17 protein-coding genes are annotated in these 17,906 nt (G+C 55.5%); 7 read left to right on the top strand and 10 right to left on the bottom strand.

All coding sequences use genetic code 11. The features are described 5' to 3' along the window. Positions 1-15: 15 nt before the first annotated feature. From JQC75_RS18095 to JQC75_RS18955, 4 genes are all read right to left on the bottom strand, one after another. Positions 16-567 (bottom strand): GNAT family N-acetyltransferase, encoded by a 552-nt coding sequence (locus JQC75_RS18095; protein WP_203325399.1) that lies wholly within the window; start codon positions 565-567, stop codon positions 16-18. 419 nt (positions 568-986) lie between these two features. Beyond that, entirely contained in the window at positions 987-1,409 is a 423-nt protein-coding gene (locus tag JQC75_RS18090) for a GNAT family N-acetyltransferase (protein WP_203325398.1), read from the bottom strand. Continuing rightward, positions 1,402-1,542, bottom strand: a complete 141-nt coding sequence (locus JQC75_RS18960) for a hypothetical protein (RefSeq protein WP_239002046.1) — start codon at positions 1,540-1,542, stop codon at positions 1,402-1,404. Before JQC75_RS18960 ends, JQC75_RS18090 begins: the two co-directional genes overlap by 8 nt. Next, positions 1,539-1,763: a nuclear transport factor 2 family protein gene (locus tag JQC75_RS18955; RefSeq protein WP_239002045.1), complete on the bottom strand. Its 225-nt coding sequence runs from the start codon at positions 1,761-1,763 to the stop codon at positions 1,539-1,541. Before JQC75_RS18955 ends, JQC75_RS18960 begins: the two co-directional genes overlap by 4 nt. Positions 1,764-2,089: 326 nt before the next feature. Here JQC75_RS18955 and JQC75_RS18080 point away from each other — a divergent pair, with 326 nt between their 5' ends. Both JQC75_RS18080 and JQC75_RS18075 read left to right on the top strand, forming a co-directional pair. Continuing rightward, positions 2,090-2,335 carry a hypothetical protein gene (locus JQC75_RS18080; protein ID WP_203325397.1) on the top strand — a complete coding sequence of 82 codons (246 nt, stop codon included), beginning with the start codon at positions 2,090-2,092 and terminating at the stop codon, positions 2,333-2,335. A gap of 133 nt (positions 2,336-2,468) precedes the next feature. Further along, a complete protein-coding gene (locus JQC75_RS18075; protein ID WP_203325396.1) occupies positions 2,469-2,942 on the top strand; it encodes a peroxiredoxin in 474 nt (157 codons plus the stop codon). Positions 2,943-2,954: 12 nt separating this feature from the next. On the opposite strand, the gene JQC75_RS18070 is transcribed toward JQC75_RS18075, so the two are convergent. From JQC75_RS18070 to ompR, 3 genes are all read right to left on the bottom strand, one after another. Then, the gene (locus tag JQC75_RS18070) at positions 2,955-4,898 is read right to left on the bottom strand and encodes a methyl-accepting chemotaxis protein (RefSeq protein ID WP_203325395.1); all 1,944 of its coding nucleotides are present in this window, start codon (positions 4,896-4,898) and stop codon (positions 2,955-2,957) included. 68 nt (positions 4,899-4,966) lie between these two features. Continuing rightward, on the bottom strand, positions 4,967-6,283 hold the full coding sequence (gene envZ / locus JQC75_RS18065; protein ID WP_203325394.1) for a two-component system sensor histidine kinase EnvZ: 1,317 nt from the start codon (positions 6,281-6,283) through the stop codon (positions 4,967-4,969). A 15-nt stretch (positions 6,284-6,298) separates the two neighbouring features. After that, positions 6,299-7,024, bottom strand: a complete 726-nt coding sequence (ompR, locus tag JQC75_RS18060) for an osmolarity response regulator transcription factor OmpR (protein WP_203325393.1) — start codon at positions 7,022-7,024, stop codon at positions 6,299-6,301. Positions 7,025-7,277: 253 nt separating this feature from the next. Between ompR and JQC75_RS18055 the strand changes: the two genes are divergently transcribed. The 4 genes from JQC75_RS18055 (at position 7,278) to JQC75_RS18040 (ending at position 13,266) form a co-directional block, all read left to right on the top strand. Beyond that, positions 7,278-8,075 (top strand): hypothetical protein, encoded by a 798-nt coding sequence (locus tag JQC75_RS18055; protein WP_203325392.1) that lies wholly within the window; start codon positions 7,278-7,280, stop codon positions 8,073-8,075. A 126-nt stretch (positions 8,076-8,201) separates the two neighbouring features. After that, the gene (gene greB / locus JQC75_RS18050; protein ID WP_011761615.1) at positions 8,202-8,699 is read left to right on the top strand and encodes a transcription elongation factor GreB; all 498 of its coding nucleotides are present in this window, start codon (positions 8,202-8,204) and stop codon (positions 8,697-8,699) included. A gap of 124 nt (positions 8,700-8,823) precedes the next feature. Then, entirely contained in the window at positions 8,824-11,160 is a 2,337-nt protein-coding gene (locus JQC75_RS18045; protein WP_203325391.1) for a Tex family protein, read from the top strand. A 165-nt stretch (positions 11,161-11,325) separates the two neighbouring features. Beyond that, complete coding sequence (locus JQC75_RS18040; protein ID WP_203325390.1) at positions 11,326-13,266, top strand: LTA synthase family protein; 1,941 nt, start codon at positions 11,326-11,328, stop codon at positions 13,264-13,266. On the opposite strand, the gene JQC75_RS18035 is transcribed toward JQC75_RS18040, so the two are convergent. Then, the gene (locus JQC75_RS18035; RefSeq protein WP_203325389.1) at positions 13,267-13,770 is read right to left on the bottom strand and encodes a hypothetical protein; all 504 of its coding nucleotides are present in this window, start codon (positions 13,768-13,770) and stop codon (positions 13,267-13,269) included. A 51-nt stretch (positions 13,771-13,821) separates the two neighbouring features. Continuing rightward, entirely contained in the window at positions 13,822-14,604 is a 783-nt protein-coding gene (gene bioH / locus JQC75_RS18030; protein ID WP_203325388.1) for a pimeloyl-ACP methyl ester esterase BioH, read from the bottom strand. A 26-nt stretch (positions 14,605-14,630) separates the two neighbouring features. On the opposite strand from bioH, the gene JQC75_RS18025 reads away from it, so the two are divergent. Next, complete coding sequence (locus tag JQC75_RS18025) at positions 14,631-15,383, top strand: ComF family protein (RefSeq protein ID WP_203325387.1); 753 nt, start codon at positions 14,631-14,633, stop codon at positions 15,381-15,383. On the opposite strand, the gene JQC75_RS18020 is transcribed toward JQC75_RS18025, so the two are convergent. Further along, complete coding sequence (locus JQC75_RS18020) at positions 15,380-17,875, bottom strand: M14 family zinc carboxypeptidase (RefSeq protein ID WP_203325386.1); 2,496 nt, start codon at positions 17,873-17,875, stop codon at positions 15,380-15,382. The genes JQC75_RS18025 and JQC75_RS18020 overlap by 4 nt on opposite strands. Between the last annotated feature and the right edge of the window lie 31 nt (positions 17,876-17,906).

Genomic DNA, 17,906 nt, shown 5'->3' with positions numbered 1-17,906 from the left:
TTAATCTTGAAGCCATCATTGTCTGAGCTGACGCCATTCCCGGGCGAGCATGGCGTATTGATACTCAGAGCCCCAGGCGCCTTTGAAGAAGGTATTCTCAATCCAGTGGGCCTCACGTCTGAAGCCGAGTGCTTCCAGTAGCCGCCAACTGGACAGATTTTCCACGTCACAGACAGCCGTAACCCTGTGCCCTGAGCATTGGAGCAAATACCAATCCAGCAGACAAGCCACGGCTTCCTTTGCCAGGCCATGGCCCTGATGTTGTGGGGCGAGGGTAAAACCGATTTCCAGCTGGCTATCGTCAATAAAATGCAGCGCCAGGTCTCCCAGCAGTGCATCTGTGTCTTTATCGACAATGGCCATTTGATACCAGGAATCGGCTGCGCCGAATGTACCGCCCAGCTGTGCGTTCAGCAAAGCTTCGGCCTTGCCCAAGTCATAGTCAGACCAGCTTTGATAGCGTGCCACCTCTGGCTGTTGGCGGTAGAGGGTGAACGCAGCCAGATCTTGTTGGGACAGTGGGCGCAGCGCCAGGCGCGTCGCCTTAAGTTGGGGGGCTGTGAGCATGGGATGTCCTTGGTTTTTAACCGGTCGATATGTTGTAAGTTTATTAAAATCAATGCGTTGTGGCGTGTAGCTTATCTCTGCGTAAGCTCCTGCGCCAATCCCTGTGCGATATCGACCATAAGGGCAAGGCAATATCCAATGAGCTCTGTCTAATCCATTGTAAATTTTAACTTTTTAAATCAATCCTACTCACGACTGAAGCGAGTTCCCCCCTGAAAGTGGAGATTTTGCTCTAAACTGCCGACTTCAACCTATGCCGAGTGATCACATGGATGTGATGTAGAAAATGGACTTTCTTTTTTTACCGACATTGTCCGCCGAGCGCAGGCTGGATATGTACCTGGCCTGCCTCGAAGAATTTGAACGTCTGGGCTACGACGACAGATACGTGGCCGAAATTCGTCATGAGGTCGAACGGATCAGAGCTGGTATACGTTCGGGCGGTGTATCTCCATCATGATCCCCGGGTTGCCCAAATCGGTAAAACCAAACTGACGATACAGACCATGGGCATCGCTGGTGGCCAGCATCATACGTCTCAGACCGGCAAGTTCAGGATGCGCCATCACGGCCTGCATCAGCACTTTCGAGCCGCCGCGTCCGCGGTGGCTTTCCAGCACAAACACATCGGCCAAATACGCGAAGGTGGCCTTATCGGTGATCATACGCGCAAAGCCGATTTGCTCGTCAGCGCAGAACAGCCCGAAACACAGGCTGTTTTCAAGGGCGCGGCGTAACGTCGCTTCCGGGATCCCTTTCGCCCAATAGGAATGCTGCAAGAAGCCATGGATAACAGACATGTTCATGTCGGTAAGCACCCAGCTAACCCTGAAATCAGTCATTGCCGGCTATCCCCTGAATGTTGTCGGCGCCGAAACTCCACAGGGTTTGGATAAGACCGTCGCGAATTTCATACACCACGGCGACTTCAAAAGGCTCTGGGCCAAGCCCTGTGATGTGTTCATGGTCTATCACTTTATTTCCCAGCACCATGCGATTGCTGACTGCTGCATGGAGGGGACACAAAAACGTTCCTTGCGATAAAACTCGGCAAATTCAGCCTTACCCTGCAATACAGGTTTGGACGCCGGTGGGCGGATAACGGCCACCTTTTCACTGAAGAAGCGTAAAAAAGCGTCCAGATCATGGGCGTTATAGGCCTCCAGTTGCCCCTGTACCAATTGCTCCGGTGTCATCGTGTTTCTTCCTTTTTCGAGTAAAAAAATCGCCTCGCCTGCGGCCCTGTCCCGCTTGGAATGGGCCCTCTGGTGTTTTTACAACCAGCAGGAATAGCATGCCTGAAAAAAAATATAAAAAAATTTTTTGTGCTCTTTAACGTATCTGATTTTGTAACTGGTTGTATAAGAAGCCATTAATATATTGCGCACAATCTATTTCGTCATATTTTTGACTGGTCAAAAAAACTGCTATTGAAAGTACTGATTTTTTTGAACAAAATTCGCCGTGAATAGAGCTGAATCTATTCCTGAGTAACAGATCGGAATAATTGAAGGATATTGTCATGAAACGGCAGATTTGCTATGCCATTCTCGCGTATGCCGCCTGGCTTACTTATCAGGATATCAACGGCACACTGCAGGACACTAACCTTGAAGGCATGCAGCCTCTGCTTCGCCAGGCTGTTGCCCAGCAGGTGGGTGATGCCAAGAGCCTGTCGGCTTATCGCAGCGAGCGAGAAACGGCAACATGTGTTGACCCCTATGCCTGTAACCAGGCAGGGCATAAGTCTCCTGAAAAGGGAGAATGATGGCCTGAGGGTCTATCGGTAACAAACGGCACCCAAGGGTGCCGTTTGTGTTTTTTGCCCCTGCTTTTTCTCGGTGTTTGTCATGCCTTAAAGGGAGTAGCATGGCGTAAACAACCCTTCTCTGGAGACGAATATGATCACGACAGGTCAACCCCTGCCCCCAGGCCAACTGGCTGAACTCACCGCCGATGGCATGGTTAACCATGATGTGCAAAGCCTGTTTGCCGGCAAAAAAGCCGTGGTATTTGCGGTTCCCGGCGCCTTTACCCCTACCTGCTCAGCGGCTCACCTGCCCGGTTATGTGGTGCTGGCCGACGAGATAAAGGCCAAAGGTATCGACTTTATCGCCTGCATTTCCGTGAATGATGCCTTTGTGATGAAGGCCTGGGGTGACGCCCAGAACGCCGCTGAGATTAAGATGCTGGCCGATGGTGATGGCCAGTTTACCCAGGCATTGGGCCTGACCATGGAAACCGGGGCATTTGGCGGCGTGCGTTCACAGCGCTACGCCATGGTGGTAGACAATGGCGTGGTAACCCTACTGAATGTTGAAGCGCCCAAAGCCTTCGAGGTGAGCAAAGCCGAAGTGGTATTGGCCGCTCTGTAAGCCGGGTCTGGCTTAAGCCTGTACCTTGCCGCTCAGCGCCTCCTCAATGGCGGAGACCTGGGTGGCAACTTCGGCGGCAATGGCCTGGCTCTCGTTGACCGCCTGACTCGATTGGGTCAGCAGGGCCGTCATGGCATCGTTAAATGCCTCCAGGCAGCGCATCTGGGCTCTGGCATTGTTCAACCCTTCTTCGGCGGTGCCCGCCATCACTCCTGCATGTTCCCGCACGGCCTCGGCCGCTTCCCAAAGCTGACTGGCTTTTTGTTGCTGTGTTCCCGTGGCTGAGTCTATGCCATCCACCCGCAGCGCCAATTGATCGCTGGCGCCCTTGAGTTCGCCCAGAATATTCTGGATTTCCTTGAGCGAGACCTGGGTGCGCTGGGACAGGCTGCGTACCTCATCGGCCACCACGGCAAAACCGCGTCCCTGCTCACCGGCCCGGGCGGCCTCGATGGCAGCATTGAGGGCCAGCAGATTGGTTTGTTCGGCAATGTTGCCAATCACGTCTATGATGCCCGCCACCTTGCTCACGGAACCATTCAGGCTCAGCAGCGAACCGTTGCAGTCTTCTACCGCGCCTCGGGTTTCCTTGATGGCGCTCAGCATTTCTTCCGCACCCGCCTGACTTTGCGTCATGCGCTCCACCGTGGTGTTGGCGTCGCTGGCCACCCGGGTGGAGTTGTCGCTGACTTCACTGGCCAGCATTCTCAACTCTTCAGTGCGTTCCCGCGCCTGGGTGACAATCTCACCCGTGGCCTCGGCACTGTTGGCCATGTCGGCGATTTGGCGTCTGAGCTGGTCGAGGGTGGCTGAAATTCCGCTGATCCTGTGCCGCTGGGCCTCGTCTTCCACCTCGAAGCGTTGCAACAGACGATTAAAGTGGCCGGCTATCTGGCCGGTTTCACAGCGGCTGCGGACATCCAACTGCTGCCGCTGTCCGGTCTCAGTGAGCTGCATAAAGGCCTGGTTGAGCCGTTTGAGGGGCGTGACTACCCGTCTTTGCTGTATCACCAGATAGAAGAAGGCATAGATGGCCAGTGTCGCTGCCATGGCATAGAGAATGAGCTGCATTTGCTGCTTCAGGTGTTGGCTGCGCTGATACTGTTCGTCAACCATGGTTAACAACAGGCTTTCGGTATCGGCGATGGCAGAGCGCAGTGCCGCCTGGGTCTGTTGGTTGTCGGTCAGCAGCTGGTGGGTATTGTCGATTTCGCGGCGATAGCGGCCGCTGAGACTGTCGAGCTCGGCAATCAGGGCTTCGGCCCTGTCCTGTGCAGGCGGAGGCACTTCGCCGGGCATCAGTGAATCTTCATCTATGGTCTCAAGCAGCCCCAGTAAAGGTGCGTTGCTGAGTGTGGCGCGCCATTGCTCAAGGGAGTCCAGACTCGAATCCAGAATACCCTTCAAACGGGCGTCTCTGTCGATAAGATAACCCTGGGTTTGCTGGGACAGGGCATAAACCAGAGGAGGCAGTTCGGCGGTCAGGGCAAGAAGTTGGCTTGCCTTGTCGGGCGAGCCTGGCAGGCCTTCTCGGGCATAAGCGGCCAATAAGCGGTTAAAGTCGAGCAGCTCCGTCTCGGCGTGGGACAGCAATTGGCGCGGGTTACCGGCCAGTTTGCCTGCTGCGCGGTATTTGCCGTCGAGTTCGCTGCCAAAGGTGCTTAGTCTGTTGGCCAGCGACTCGGCCTGGGAAGGTTCAAATACCGCCAGGGATGAGCTCATTTCGGCCAATTGATGGCGGGCAGCCTCCAAACGGCTGGCATCGCCACTGGTGAGGTATGATTCCAGTAAGCGCCTGACATCGATGACAAAGCTCTGCTGAAGTCGATTGAGTTCGCTGGTTTGAAACTCCAATTGCTGACGCTGATCACTGGTCCACAACAGGGTGGCTGCCATCAGGCTTGCCAGTACCAACAGCAGGGCAGATGCGCCCAGAGACAGGGTCGAGATTTTCATCCAGGTTCACGTTTATGGCCGATTTTCATCAGCTTATGACGATTGGATGACAATTTTATGAAGCCGGCTTACTCCAGCGGTAAAAATACCTGGGCTTTCAGGCCACCTTCTGTGCGGTTGCTGAGCTTCACCTTACCCTGATGTCTGTCGACAATACGTTTGATAATGGCCAGCCCCAGACCGGAGCCCAGACTGCCCCGGGCCATATCGCCCTGGGTAAAGGGTTGAAAAAGTTTGGGAATTTGATCTACCGGAATGCCGGGGCCGTTATCCTCCACGGTCAGCACCAGTGAGGATTTGTCCATCCGGGTCGAGATGCGTATCCAGCCACGCCCGTAGCGGAAGGCGTTTTCCACCAGATTGCCCAGTACCCGTTTGATGGCGATGACCTGAACCGGAATGGGCTTGCAGGGGCCGAGCGCCAGTTCAATCACCCCATCACGTTTGGACTCGGCCTGGGCGTATTCGCTGACCAACTGATTGATATCTGCTTTTTCCCAGACGGCTTCCTGATCCTGACGTATATAGGCGATGAATTGATTGATGATGGCGTTCATGTCATCGATGTCGGCGATGATGCCATCTCTGAGGTAGGCGTCTTCATCCACCATCATTTCAGAGGCAAGACGAATGCGGGTCAGGGGAGTGCGCAGGTCGTGGGAAATCCCTGCCATCATCAATGCCCTGTCCTGTTCCAGCATCCTCATACTGTGGGCCATCTGGTTGAAGGCGTGGGTCACTTCCACAATTTCGCTGGAACCGGCCGGTGGAATGGCTTCGGGGTATTCTCCCCGCGACACATTGATGGCGGCCTTTTGCAATGCCTTGAGGGGCTTGCTCTGACGGCGGGCAAACAGCCAACCACCGGCCACACTGAGCGCACCTATGACCATCAGATACAGGGTCAGCAGCGACATCTCCAGTTCGTTGAAACTCGACAGGGGAACCCGGATCCACACGCTGGGCGCCTGCGGTGGACGGATCCAGATCTGCACTGTCTCACCCTGGGTAATGCGCACTTCGGCGTTGCCGCCGAGGTACTCAGACATTTGATTCGACAGCAACCCGTAGTAAGTGGCGTTGTCTATTCCGGCTTCCCTGGCCTGCTTTTGGTTGAAGACATGCATGCTGTCGTCGCCGACCTTGGCATTGAGGGCATCCACCAGACTGAGGTATTCGCGGCCAATGACCGCTTCTTCGGTAAACAGAAAGTTGATTTGCCGGGCAATGAGCTGGTTGATTTGCTGATAGCTGGGTTTGATGACGTAAAGCGCCACAGAAACATAGGAAAAAAGCTGATTAATCAACAGCAAACAACCGATCAGCATCACGGTTTGACTGAAGGCGCTGCGGGGCAGCAACCGCTGCCACCAGCGAAGTTTCATGGTCAGTCCCCGGGCTTAACGACGGGCGCTGCCGTCGGGGACAAACACATAACCCAGGCCCCACACGGTTTGGATATACCTTGGATTGGCAGGATCTTTTTCAATCAGACGCCGGAGGCGGGACACCTGCACGTCGATGGAGCGCTCCAGTGCCGAGTAATCGCGGCCACGGGCCAGATTCATCAGTTTATCCCGGGAGAGGGGCTCACGTGGGTGAGTCACCAATACCTTGAGGACGGCAAATTCACCGCTGGTGAGCGAAATGGACTCGTCACCCCGGTACATTTCGCGGGTGGCCAGATTGAGATGAAACTCGCCAAACCCCACTTCTTCTTCCTGTTGGGCAGGCGCGCCGGGAATTTCCTGGGTTTGACGGCGCATCACGGCTTTGATGCGGGCCAGCAGTTCCCGTGGGTTAAAGGGTTTGGGCAGGTAGTCGTCGGCGCCCAGTTCCAGGCCGATAATGCGGTCGACTTCATCGCCCTTGGCGGTGAGCATGATGATGGGCAAGGGGCTGCCTGTCTGGCGCAGGCGCCGGCAAATGGACAGGCCATCCTCACCGGGCAGCATCAAGTCCAATACCAGCAAATGAAAATTCTCGCGTTCCAGCAGCCGGTCCATTTGTTCGGCATTGGCGGCTGCTCTGACCTGAAATCCCTGCTCTACCAGATAGCGCTCCAGCAGGGCTCTGAGTCTCATATCATCATCAACGACCAGAATCTTGGAGGTTTCCTGTCCCATGTATCCTTCCCCTCAAATTGGCACGCAAGTTTGCGGAATATTAACCGAAAAAGTGACCGAATATCCTAAATTTAGCCACTTTGTCCACAAAAAGCACCCGGGACTTTGTAACATTCGATAAACGCCTGTGACTGGGTGGGCTACGGCAATAGGGAATGGCATCTGGTTATTTTCGTTAATTATTTTTAAGTTAATTGTGTAGTATGGCTGGTTTCAGCGATTTTACTGGCCCGGACAAAGGAATCTGCGCACCATGAACACAGGGACGACACCAAGACAGATAGGCAACGATCGGGAATATTTTGACGAGTTCATCCAGGATAAACGTGCGTTGCAGGCCTATTTCAAGGCCAATCCGGGGGTGATCTTCAGTGTCTGTTACTTTGCCTGCAGCCTGGCGGGACTGGTGTATATGGCGGTGCTGCACAGCCGGTTTGATATTCCGGTTCTGGCTTATCTTGAGCTGACAGATTTTCTGATGGCCTTTATCGCCAACCCCAGCATCTATATTGCCCTCGCGGGATTTCTCGCTTTTATCGGCCTTGTAACCCGGATCTCCAAGCGCTATCCGCAGTGGTTTATGGCCGTGGATAATCCCCTTTGGTATAACAGCTGGCGGCCCTTCTACAGCATGCGTCTCTACAAGGTCGCAGCGGTATTTTTGGTCACACCGCTGTTTATCTACGCCACAGTCGCAGCATGGCAGGAGGCGAATCGCCTGGAGTCCGGCAAGGCTTTGCGCTACCAGCTGGATTTGAACTATCCACTGACGGTGGCAGGCCATGCCCTGGTGCGGCTCGAGTCTGTTGCCCTCATCAGCGTATCTTCCCGTTTTGCATTCGTATTGGCCGATAACCAGAGCCTCCCCATCACGGTTCCCGTGCACAATATTGCCGCCCTTAAGCGCTTGCCTGCCTTGTCAGAGCGCGATGACACACCTGATGTGAAGGAAAAGTCTGAGGCACAGGTAACGTTGCAAGACCAGGCACAATCAGCAGAAGCTGTACCCAGCCTGCCTGCGGCCAAATCTGTTACCGACGCGGGGCAGTGATAGCGGCTGGCATTCACGCTTTTGCTACAAATCCGGGGGTTTTGCCCGCTTGAGCGATACAGGGCTTGAAAGCCGGGCAAGGTTCTGGAACCCTGTCTCAAGATTTGTTGGCCATCCAAGATATCCATGACAGAAAAAGCCCATCTGATTACCCGCAAGGGCTGGGAAGCTCTGGACAAAGAGCTCAAGTACCTGTGGAAGGAATACCGACCCGAAATCACCCTCAAGGTGCAGGAAGCTGCGGCCCAGGGCGATCGTTCCGAGAACGCCGATTACACCTACAACAAGCGCCTGCTCCGGCAAATAGACAGCCGGGTGCGCTATCTCATCAAACGTCTTGAAGTGCTGAAAATCGTTGATTACTCCCCCCAGCAGGAAGGCAAGGTCTTCTTCGGTGCCTGGGTGGAGCTGGAAAACGATGAAGGTGCTGTGGTGCGCTATCGGATTGTGGGTAAAGACGAGATAGACACCAAGAAAGGCTACATCACCATAGATTCACCCATGGCCCGGGCCCTTATCGGCAAACAGGTGGATGATGAGGTGGTGGTGCAAACCCCTTCGGGACGAAAAGAATGGTTTATCAACGAGATTCGCTATCAACCCTTTGATGGCATGGAAGCTTAGGTCGTCAGCCATTCCAGGCATCAATGACCACCCGGCATGAAACTAAGGGGTGGCCGTGATACTCTTTGGCCACAGCCGATCCTTTCATGTGTTTATTGACACTTAAGACGTACGAGTAAAACAGATGACATCGAATATTGCGCGGATCATAGCCGAGGAACTGAATGTTCGTGAGGCGCAGGTCACTGCAACCATCGCCCTGCTGGATGACGGCGCCACGGTTCCCTTTGTGGCCCGTTACCGTAAAGAAGTGACAGGGGGGCTGGATGACACCCAACTGCGTACTCTGCACAGCCGTCTTGGTTATTTGCGTGAGCTGAACGACCGCCGGGACGTGATCCTCTCCTCCATCGACGCTCAGGGTAAGCTGAGCCCCGAACTCAAGGCCGCTATTCTGGGTGCTGACAGCAAAACCCGCCTTGAAGATCTCTATTTGCCCTACAAACCCAAACGTCGCACCAAGGGACAGATTGCCATTGAAGCCGGTATCGAGCCGCTGGCGAACCTGTTGCTGCAACAGCGGCCTGCAAGCCCCGAGGCGGAAGCCGCCGCCTTTATCAACGCCGAGGCCGGCTTTGCCGACAGCCGCGCCGTGCTAGACGGTGCCCGCTACATTCTGATGGAGCGTTTTGCCGAAGATGCCGAGCTTATTCGCAAGGTGCGTGAACACCTGTCGGGCGTGGCCGTGCTGCAAAGCAAGGTGATTGAAGGCAAAGAAAAAGAAGGTGCCAAATTCCGGGATTACTTTGAACACAGCGAGCTGCTGTCCAGGGTGCCATCCCACAGGGCGCTGGCCATGTTGCGTGGCCGCAATGAGGGTATCCTCAGCCTGAGCATGAATGCTGACCCGGACTCTGAGCCCGGCAGTGGCAGTTACTGCGAGGTTATTATCGCCAACCATCTGGGTTTGACCCTCGGCAACAGCGACGCCGACAAGTGGCTTAAGACAGTGGTCACAGGCACTTGGCGCATCAAGGTCGCACTGCAGATGGAAACCGAGTTTATTTCCCGCTTGCGTGAACAGGCCGAGGACGATGCCATCAAGGTATTTGCCCGTAACCTGCACGATCTGCTGATGGCGGCACCGGCGGGCTCCAAGGCAACCATGGGGCTGGATCCGGGATTGAGAACCGGCGTGAAGGTGGCGGTGGTGAACGACACCGGAAAGCTGGTGGCTCACACCACGATTTTCCCTCACGAGCCTCAAAATCAATGGGACAAGTCCCTGCGTACCCTGGCTAACCTGGTGAGCATGCACAAGGTGGAGCTGATTGCCGTGGGCAATGGCACCGCCTCACGGGAAACCGATAAGCTGGCAGCCGAATTGATTGCCGCCGTAAAAGAGAATCACCCAACACTGACCAAGGTGATGGTGAGCGAAGCGGGCGCGTCTGTGTATTCAGCGTCTGAGCTGGCTGCCAATGAATTCCCCGATTTGGATGTGTCTATTCGCGGCGCCGTGTCCATAGCCCGCCGTTTGCAGGACCCGCTGGCGGAGCTGGTGAAGATTGAGCCCAAGTCCATCGGTGTCGGCCAGTATCAACATGATGTTAGCCAGAGCCAACTGTCTCAGTCGCTGGAAGCCGTGGTTGAAGACTGCGTAAACAGCGTGGGTGTGGACGTGAACATGGCCTCTGTGCCCCTGCTAAGCCAGGTGTCCGGCCTGAACAAGACCCTCGCCAGGAATCTGGTGGACTACCGTGATGAACATGGTCAGTTCAAGAGCCGCAAAGAGTTGCTCAAGGTGCCGAGACTGGGTCCCAAGGCCTTTGAGCAGGCCGCCGGCTTCTTGCGTATCCGGGAAGGTGATAACCCACTCGATGCGTCGGCAGTGCACCCCGAGGCCTATTCTCTGGTGGAAGGTATCGCCCAAACCCGCGCAGTGCCGCTGGCCAATCTGATTGGTAACACCGAGCTTATCCGCTCCCTGAAAGCTGAAGATTTTGTGACTGACGCCTTTGGTTTACCCACGGTGACCGACATCCTCACGGAACTGGACAAACCCGGCCGCGACCCCCGTGGTGAGTTCAAGACGGCGCATTTTAAAGAGGGGGTGACTGAAATTCGTGACCTCCAATTGGAGATGATCCTCGAAGGCGTGGTGACCAACGTGACCAACTTCGGTGCCTTTGTGGATGTGGGCGTGCATCAGGACGGTCTGGTACACATCTCTTCGCTGTCGGACAAGTTTGTCAGCGACCCCCATACCGTGGTGAAAGCCGGTGATGTGGTGAAGGTGAAAGTGATGGAAGTGGACGTTGAGCGCAAGCGCATCGGCCTGTCGATGCGACTCGATGAGAAACCTCAACCAGCGCAGGCCGGCAAGGGTAAGAGCGCGCCAGCTGCCAGAGCAACCCAGCCCAAGGGCGCCAAGCCACAGTCCAAACCCCAGAAGCCGCAGGCCATCAATGCCGCCATGGGCAATGCGTTTGCGGACGCTTTCGCTAAATTGAAAAAGTAAGCATTAGCTTCAATCCATAAAAAACGCGGCTCTGGCCGCGTTTTTTGTTCTTTGCGATCAAATCGAAAAATTGTGTGAATCTTTTACAGGCTTTTGTTGTCGAACTGTATCATGCAACCTGCGTATGACACACCGCCAATAAGAGCGGGAATTTGGAGTAACACAATGACAAGCACAAAACCGCCACAAAGCATCTGGCGGATGATAGCTATTTTTGGCCTGGTGGCCATGGTTGCCCTGACGGCAAGTCGGATTGGACTTGGTCTGTGGCAGAGTGACAGGGTTACAGCGGCTGAGGGATGGACCCACATGTTGCTGCAGGGGGCGCGGGTCGATTTGGCGACCCTGTGTTGGCTGTGGGGCATTGCCGCCCTGGGCACAGTGATTTTTGCCGGTAATCACGCCATAGGTCGTGTGTGGCTGGTGCTGCTCAGAGCCTGGCTGGTGCTTGGTTTGTGGCTGATGCTGTTCCTTGAACTTTCCACACCTTCTTTCATCGAGGAATACGGCATTCGCCCCAATCGCCTCTATGTGGAATACCTGATTTATCCCAAAGAAGTGTTGTCCATGCTCTGGAGTGGCAGACCCCTGGAGTTGGTGTTTGGCCTGCTGGCCTCCGCCGGCATTCTGATGGGGGGCTGGCATTTATCCGGGCGTCTTTCCCGGCACCTGGTTTATCCGCGTTGGTACTGGCGGCCGGTGTTTGCACTCCTGGTGATTGCAGTCACCCTGATGGGCGCGCGTTCTACCCTGGGACACAGGCCACTGAATCCGGCCATGGTGGCCTTTTGTGACGATCCTCTGGTGAATTCGCTCACGGTGAATTCGGCCTATTCACTGGTGTTTGCCATTACCCAAATGGGCCAGGAAGAAAACGCCGCCAAAATGTATGGTCAATTGACGGACGAAGAAATTATCGCCGCTGTGCGTGAAGACAGCGGCAGAACTGCCGAGAGTTTCGTTTCAGACACTTTGCCAAGCCTGTCGGACAATCCGGCCTCTTATCAGGGAAAACCCCGCAATCTGGTGATCATTTTGCAGGAAAGCCTTGGGGCCCGCTTCGTGGGCAGTCTTGGCGGTTTGCCGCTAACCCCAAATCTTGATGCTCTCTCAGAGGAAGGCTGGTACTTCGATAATCTCTTTGCCACGGGCACCCGCTCGGTGCGTGGCATCGAGGCCGTGACTACGGGCTTTACCCCTACTCCCGCCAGGGCCGTGGTCAAACTGGGCAAGAGCCAGCATGGCTTTTTCACCATCGCAGACTTCTTACGCCGTAAGGGCTACGACACCTCATTCATCTACGGCGGCGAGAGCCACTTTGACAATATGCGCAGCTTTTTCCTGGGCAATGGCTTTGGCCGTATTGTCGACCAGGATGACTACCAGGATCCGGCCTTCGTGGGCAGCTGGGGAGTCTCGGATGAAGATTTGATGCGCCGCGCCGACAGTGAATTCAAGCGCATGCATCAACAGGGTACGCCTTTCTTCAGTCTGGTGTTCAGCTCGAGCAATCACGATCCCTTCGAGTTTCCCGACGATCGCATCGAACTCTATGAGCAGCCAAAGCAAACCCGTAATAACGCTGCCAAGTATGCCGATTTCGCCATTGGTGAATTCTTCAAGCTCGCCAAAAATGCCGAGTATTGGAAAGACACGGTATTTTTGGTGGTGGCGGATCACGACAGTCGTGTAGGCGGTGCCAATCTGGTGCCGGTGAATCGTTTCCGCATTCCGGGGCTTATCATTGCAGATGGCGTCGCGCCGAAGCGCGACACGCGAGTCGTGAGCCAAATCGATCTGGCCCCGACCCTGTTATCGCTTATCGGTGCTTCCGGCCGCTACCCCATGCTGGGGAAAGATCTGACCCGGATGCCAGATGACTGGCCGGGGCGGGCGCTGATGCAGTACGACAAGAACTTTGCCTATATGCGCGGTCAGGATTTGGTGATCCTGCAGCCCGAGCGAGAGCCAGAGGGTTTTACCTACCAGGCTGAGAATGGTAGCTTGCTGCCAAGCCCGCAGCCCAAGAGTATGCAAAAAACCGCATTGGCATGGGCACTGTGGGGCAGCCTTGCCTATCAGAAGGGGTTATTCAGGCAGGAGTGATCACACCCAGGCAGAGAGAGTGCTGTCTGCCTGGGGCTCGCTGGTGTGATGATAAAAGCTGTCAACGTGGGATGCGATGGCGCGATAAAAGCTGTCGGGTCGCCCGGCCTCAGGATATGCCGTCTTGCTCCCCATTGGGTGCCTCGGCTCCTGCGTCTGGCTTTTTACCCTGAGGTCGCCGCGACTGAGTGCTGCGGCGGTTTTGGCGGGACGTTTCAGCGGCCGCGGCAATGCCTGCTGTGATTGCTGCTCGGCGTCCTTATGCTGTTGCTGCTGGTGTTGTTGCTGGTGCCTTTCTTCTACCCGTTTTTGCAGCTTGGCCTGAACCTGAGGCTCGTCGGCAGTGCGCTCGTTTTGCGGATTAAAGGCCCTTTCTTCGTGCCCCTTGGTCAGCTGGGGTGGCGGCACTATGGGCGGGCGCTGCTGGTTTTCTGCCCGAGCGCTGTCCGTCGCAACATTGGTAGTTGCTAAGGGCACTTGAGGGTAGTTGGTCACAACCAGCATGGCGCACTCCAAAAATAGGCTGGTTAAATAATAACCTCTTGTGAAGGCGGATTAAAGCCGGGAGAGCCAGTCTTTCACACCGGTCACAAATTCTGTGGGGTGGGAAAAGAACGGGGCATGGGACGCTTTGGCGATCATCAGGTCCTCGCAGGCGCCGGCCGGGCTTGGCATGGCCGGCATGACCCGTTTGGGCACAAGTCCATCGAGGCGCCCCCACACCCTCAACCAGGGCTGACTGAGGTTGGTCAGCTCAGGGCGTAAATCCACGTCTTTCAGCATGGTCAGTCCCTGATCCAGCGCCGCTTGTTGCGGCAGGGGGCGTGACAGAACCAGATCCCGCAGGCGTTTGATATCTTCCCTTGCCGTATCGCTGCCCATGGCCTGAATAGCGAGAAATCGCTCTATGGTTTTGGCCAGATCTTTGCCAAGTTCTGCGCCAAATTGTGATAGCACCTGAGGTGGAATGCCGGGCCAGCTTTCGTCATCCCGGGCCATAAAGCAGGGGGATGAGGCTATCGTTATCAGCGCATTTACCCTGTCGGGATAACGCAGCGCGGCTCTGGTCGCCACCAGGCCGCCGAGTGACCAGCCAGCAAGTACCATCTGCTCTGGCAGCGCCTGCATCAGGGTATCGACCCAATGATCAAGTGTGTCACCCGCCATCGTGCTATGACCGAATCCCGGCAAGTCAGGACAGTGCAGCCTATACTCCGGAAAGGCACCCTTGAGGGGCGTGAACACTGCCGCGTTCATGCCCCAGCCATGGAGAATAACCAGGTTTTTACCCGTGCCATGGGTGTCGATATGGATATGTGCCTGTGAACCTTGTGTCACTTGAGCCTCTTGTCAGGGATGATGCCATGGATGAAGTATCCGTGTGGCGCCGTGCATGGACGTATGTCGTTACCACATTGGCGCAGAGTTTACCCAACCGCTGCCTGCTGTGCCACCAATCGATAACCGAAGGCACCGGTGTATGCAGCCTGTGCCTGCAACGCTGTTTGTATCGCGGTCCGGTATGCCTGGGGTGTGGTCGAAGTCTGGTCAATGACGGCGCCTTTTGTGGCGCCTGTCGGGTAATGGGGGCACTGCCGGTTATTGCACCCTGCAGCTACCATCAGGGCTTGGGAGCGAGTATTGCCGCCATCAAATACCAGGGGCAATTTGCGGCGATGGATGTTTTGTGCCGTGCCCTGATGACCAGAGTGACTCAACTGGCAGAGGAAGGCGAAATCCCCCCGGTCTCATTACTCCTGCCTGTACCCCTTCACCCCAAACGTCTGAAAACCCGCGGCTTTAATCAGGCCTATGAAATTGCGCTCTTGCTTTCCAAACTCAGTGGTATTCCCCTGTGCGATGACCTGTTACAGCGACGACGTGATACTCAGCCGCAGGCGGGCCTTACCGGTAAGGCGAGGCGTAAAAACTTGTTGGGCGCTTTCGAGCTCACAGGAAGCTGTCGCCAGGGCTCGGTGGCCTTGGTGGACGATGTGGTGACCACCGGCAGTACCGCCAATGAAATCGCCGCCTTGTTGCAGCAACAGGGCGTGAGCGTGCAGGTATGGTGTCTTGCCCGGGCAGAGGCGCCCGGGCTGCTGGATACACTCGGTTAGCGGCTCATGGCCGCCGGTAACAGGTAAAGTGCATTGGCATAGATTTTTTCTGTTCCGAGCCAGATGTTGCGAAACAGCAGGTTATCGGTTGCACCTACCACGACGCCCCTGCCCTTGGGCTCGGCCAACAGGGCATTGCTCAGGCCGAATGCCCTTTGGTATTCCCCGGAGAGGTAGCCGGATACCAGCGGGTTTTGTGGGTAGCGTGCGGCGATAACGAAGGGCTCGCCGGTGTCCGATAAACCCAGCACTTCATTCTTCATCACGGGCACTGTGGCTGAGGGAATGCCGAACGCCAGCGGATGGGCCGGATCCAGTTGCCAGTTGAGTATGGCACCGCCAATGGCCTGGCGAGCGCGCAGGGCATCCTTTTCATCGTAACCAAGCCCTGTGGTGGCAAACTGTTGTTTGTAGAAACCCTCTTCCAAAACTGTGTTTCTGAGCAAGGTGCGTTTGTTGAGCCAAGTGAGAGCGCGCTTCTGGGCTACAATCACGCCTCCCTGTTCGACAAATTCACTGAGCTTGCGGGCGAGTGCGTCGTCCAGGTGGTCATAATTACCGTCTGCCAGCAGTAAATGGGTGTAGCGTTCGAGATTGACCCTGGCGAGTCTGTCTGAGTCAACCAGTGTCACTCCCTGCTTAATCTCAATATCCAAATAGTGCCAGATTTCTCCCACCTCGGTGGCGTCAGTACCACGGCCGCTCACCAATAGGGCTTTTACCGGTTTGAGGGGCACAAAATCACCACTGCCAAGATCAATCCCCGTGGCGGAAGCGAATGAGCTCACCGGAACCAGGTTGACCTCAAATTGCCCGGCGAGGTTGGTAAGATAAGGCAGCAGTGTTTCCTGTGTCATTTGCTTCTGGGCAGTGCTTATCATCAGGGTGCCGGCTGCAAAGGGGCGGTCGCTTGCCACGGGCGTGAAAGGTTTGACCGATGCCCTGACCGCAATACCATCCCGGTGAAGCTGCGCCAACAAAGGCGCAGCACCGCTCTGCTGCCAATCCACCAGCAGGGCAACCGTATCCTCTGCCGGCGCTTGCTGCTGAAACACTGGGGCATCCGGGCTTATCTCGTTCGCCCCGGGGCGGAAGTTTTCCACGATGACCAGATTGAAGGCGCTGCCCAAATCCCAGCCGCTGACATCGTAAAAAGTGGGATCTTCAAAACGGGTACGTCGCTCGAACAGAGCTTCCACCAAAACAGACTGGGATTGTTCGGTAGGGATAAACAAACTGTCTGAAGAGCTGAAGATTTGTTTGCCTTCTTTCACATCCTGCGCGAGATAACGATAAACCACCCCGTGCTGACTTAAGAGATCGGCCAATAGGAGCAGTCGCTGCCTGTCGCCCTGAGTTGAGATCAGACGGCCCTGTTTACCCGGTTTTCCCTTGCCGGCGTAAAAGTCGGTTTGAAAACCGATGAGCTCCTGACGCAGTTGGAAGGCGCCTTTGAGAGCTGCCAGCGAGGTGGTTAACTGATTGTCGATGGCCTTGGCGAGGCTGATGCCACCGTATTGTGAGTCCTGTACCTGGCCGCGGGCACTGGCCTGTTCGAACAATACCCCAATGGCACCATTGATGTCTGGATAGGTGGAGCCTTTGCCATAGAAGAAGTCATCAAATCCCTGACGGCTGAAGTAGGCTTGCTGTTTGGCATCCAGTGCCTGACGATAAAAATTGGCCAACTTATCGGTAAGTTGCTGGTTACGTTTCTCTGTTAGTGGGTGGGTGCGCTCTGGGACGCCTGGCTGGAAAAAATAGCTTTGGTTGTGACCCATTTCGTGGAAATCTCCCACGTACTGGGGCTGCCATTTATGGAGCAATGCGACCCGGCCGCGGCTCTCGGGATGGCGCAAAAAAAGCCAGTCACGGTTGAGGTCGGCCAGAAAATGGTTATAGCGCCCGGCAGGCCAGTTTTGGTTATGTTCCTTGTGGTTTTCATCTGCCACTGGCACCGCTATCCCGCGGTAGCTGTTCGACCAGTTGGCGAAACGGTCGAGCCCATCGGGGTTTTGACTGGGGGTGATAAGCACCACACTGCTATCGAGCAGCTCGGTAATCCAGCTTTCCTGGCTATGCGCCAACTGCTCTGCCAGGGCCAGGGCTGCATGGGCCCCGCTGGCTTCATCGCCATGAATCGAATATGCCAGCCATATCACCAAAAGCGGCTGTGCTTTTCCCTGTTTGACCATGGCTCTGTCGGCCAGAATCTCATCGAGCCTGGCCTGATTGGTGGGTGAAGTTATCACCGCTGTCAGCTGCCTGCGTCTTTCATGGCTGTAACCTGTGGTTTCCAGTGAAACTCTGGGATTTTCTGCAGCCAACTTCTCCAGAAAGCCGTTCACCTGGTCGTGCCTGACATGCCATTCACCGAGGGGATAACCAAGGTAGGCCTCCAACGAGGTGGCATGGGTGATGGGGGGGAGTGAGAGGCATACACAGCAACACAGTGCTCGTCCAAGGGAAGCAAAAACCGACGGAAATGACATGTTCTACTCTTTATTATCTTTTTGTATTGCT

Origin of the sequence: Shewanella litorisediminis (assembly GCF_016834455.1) — a bacterium.
GTDB classification, from domain to species: domain Bacteria; phylum Pseudomonadota; class Gammaproteobacteria; order Enterobacterales; family Shewanellaceae; genus Shewanella; species Shewanella litorisediminis.
Note: the sequence above shows the minus strand (reverse complement) of the source record. Positions and strands in the feature narration are given on the sequence as shown.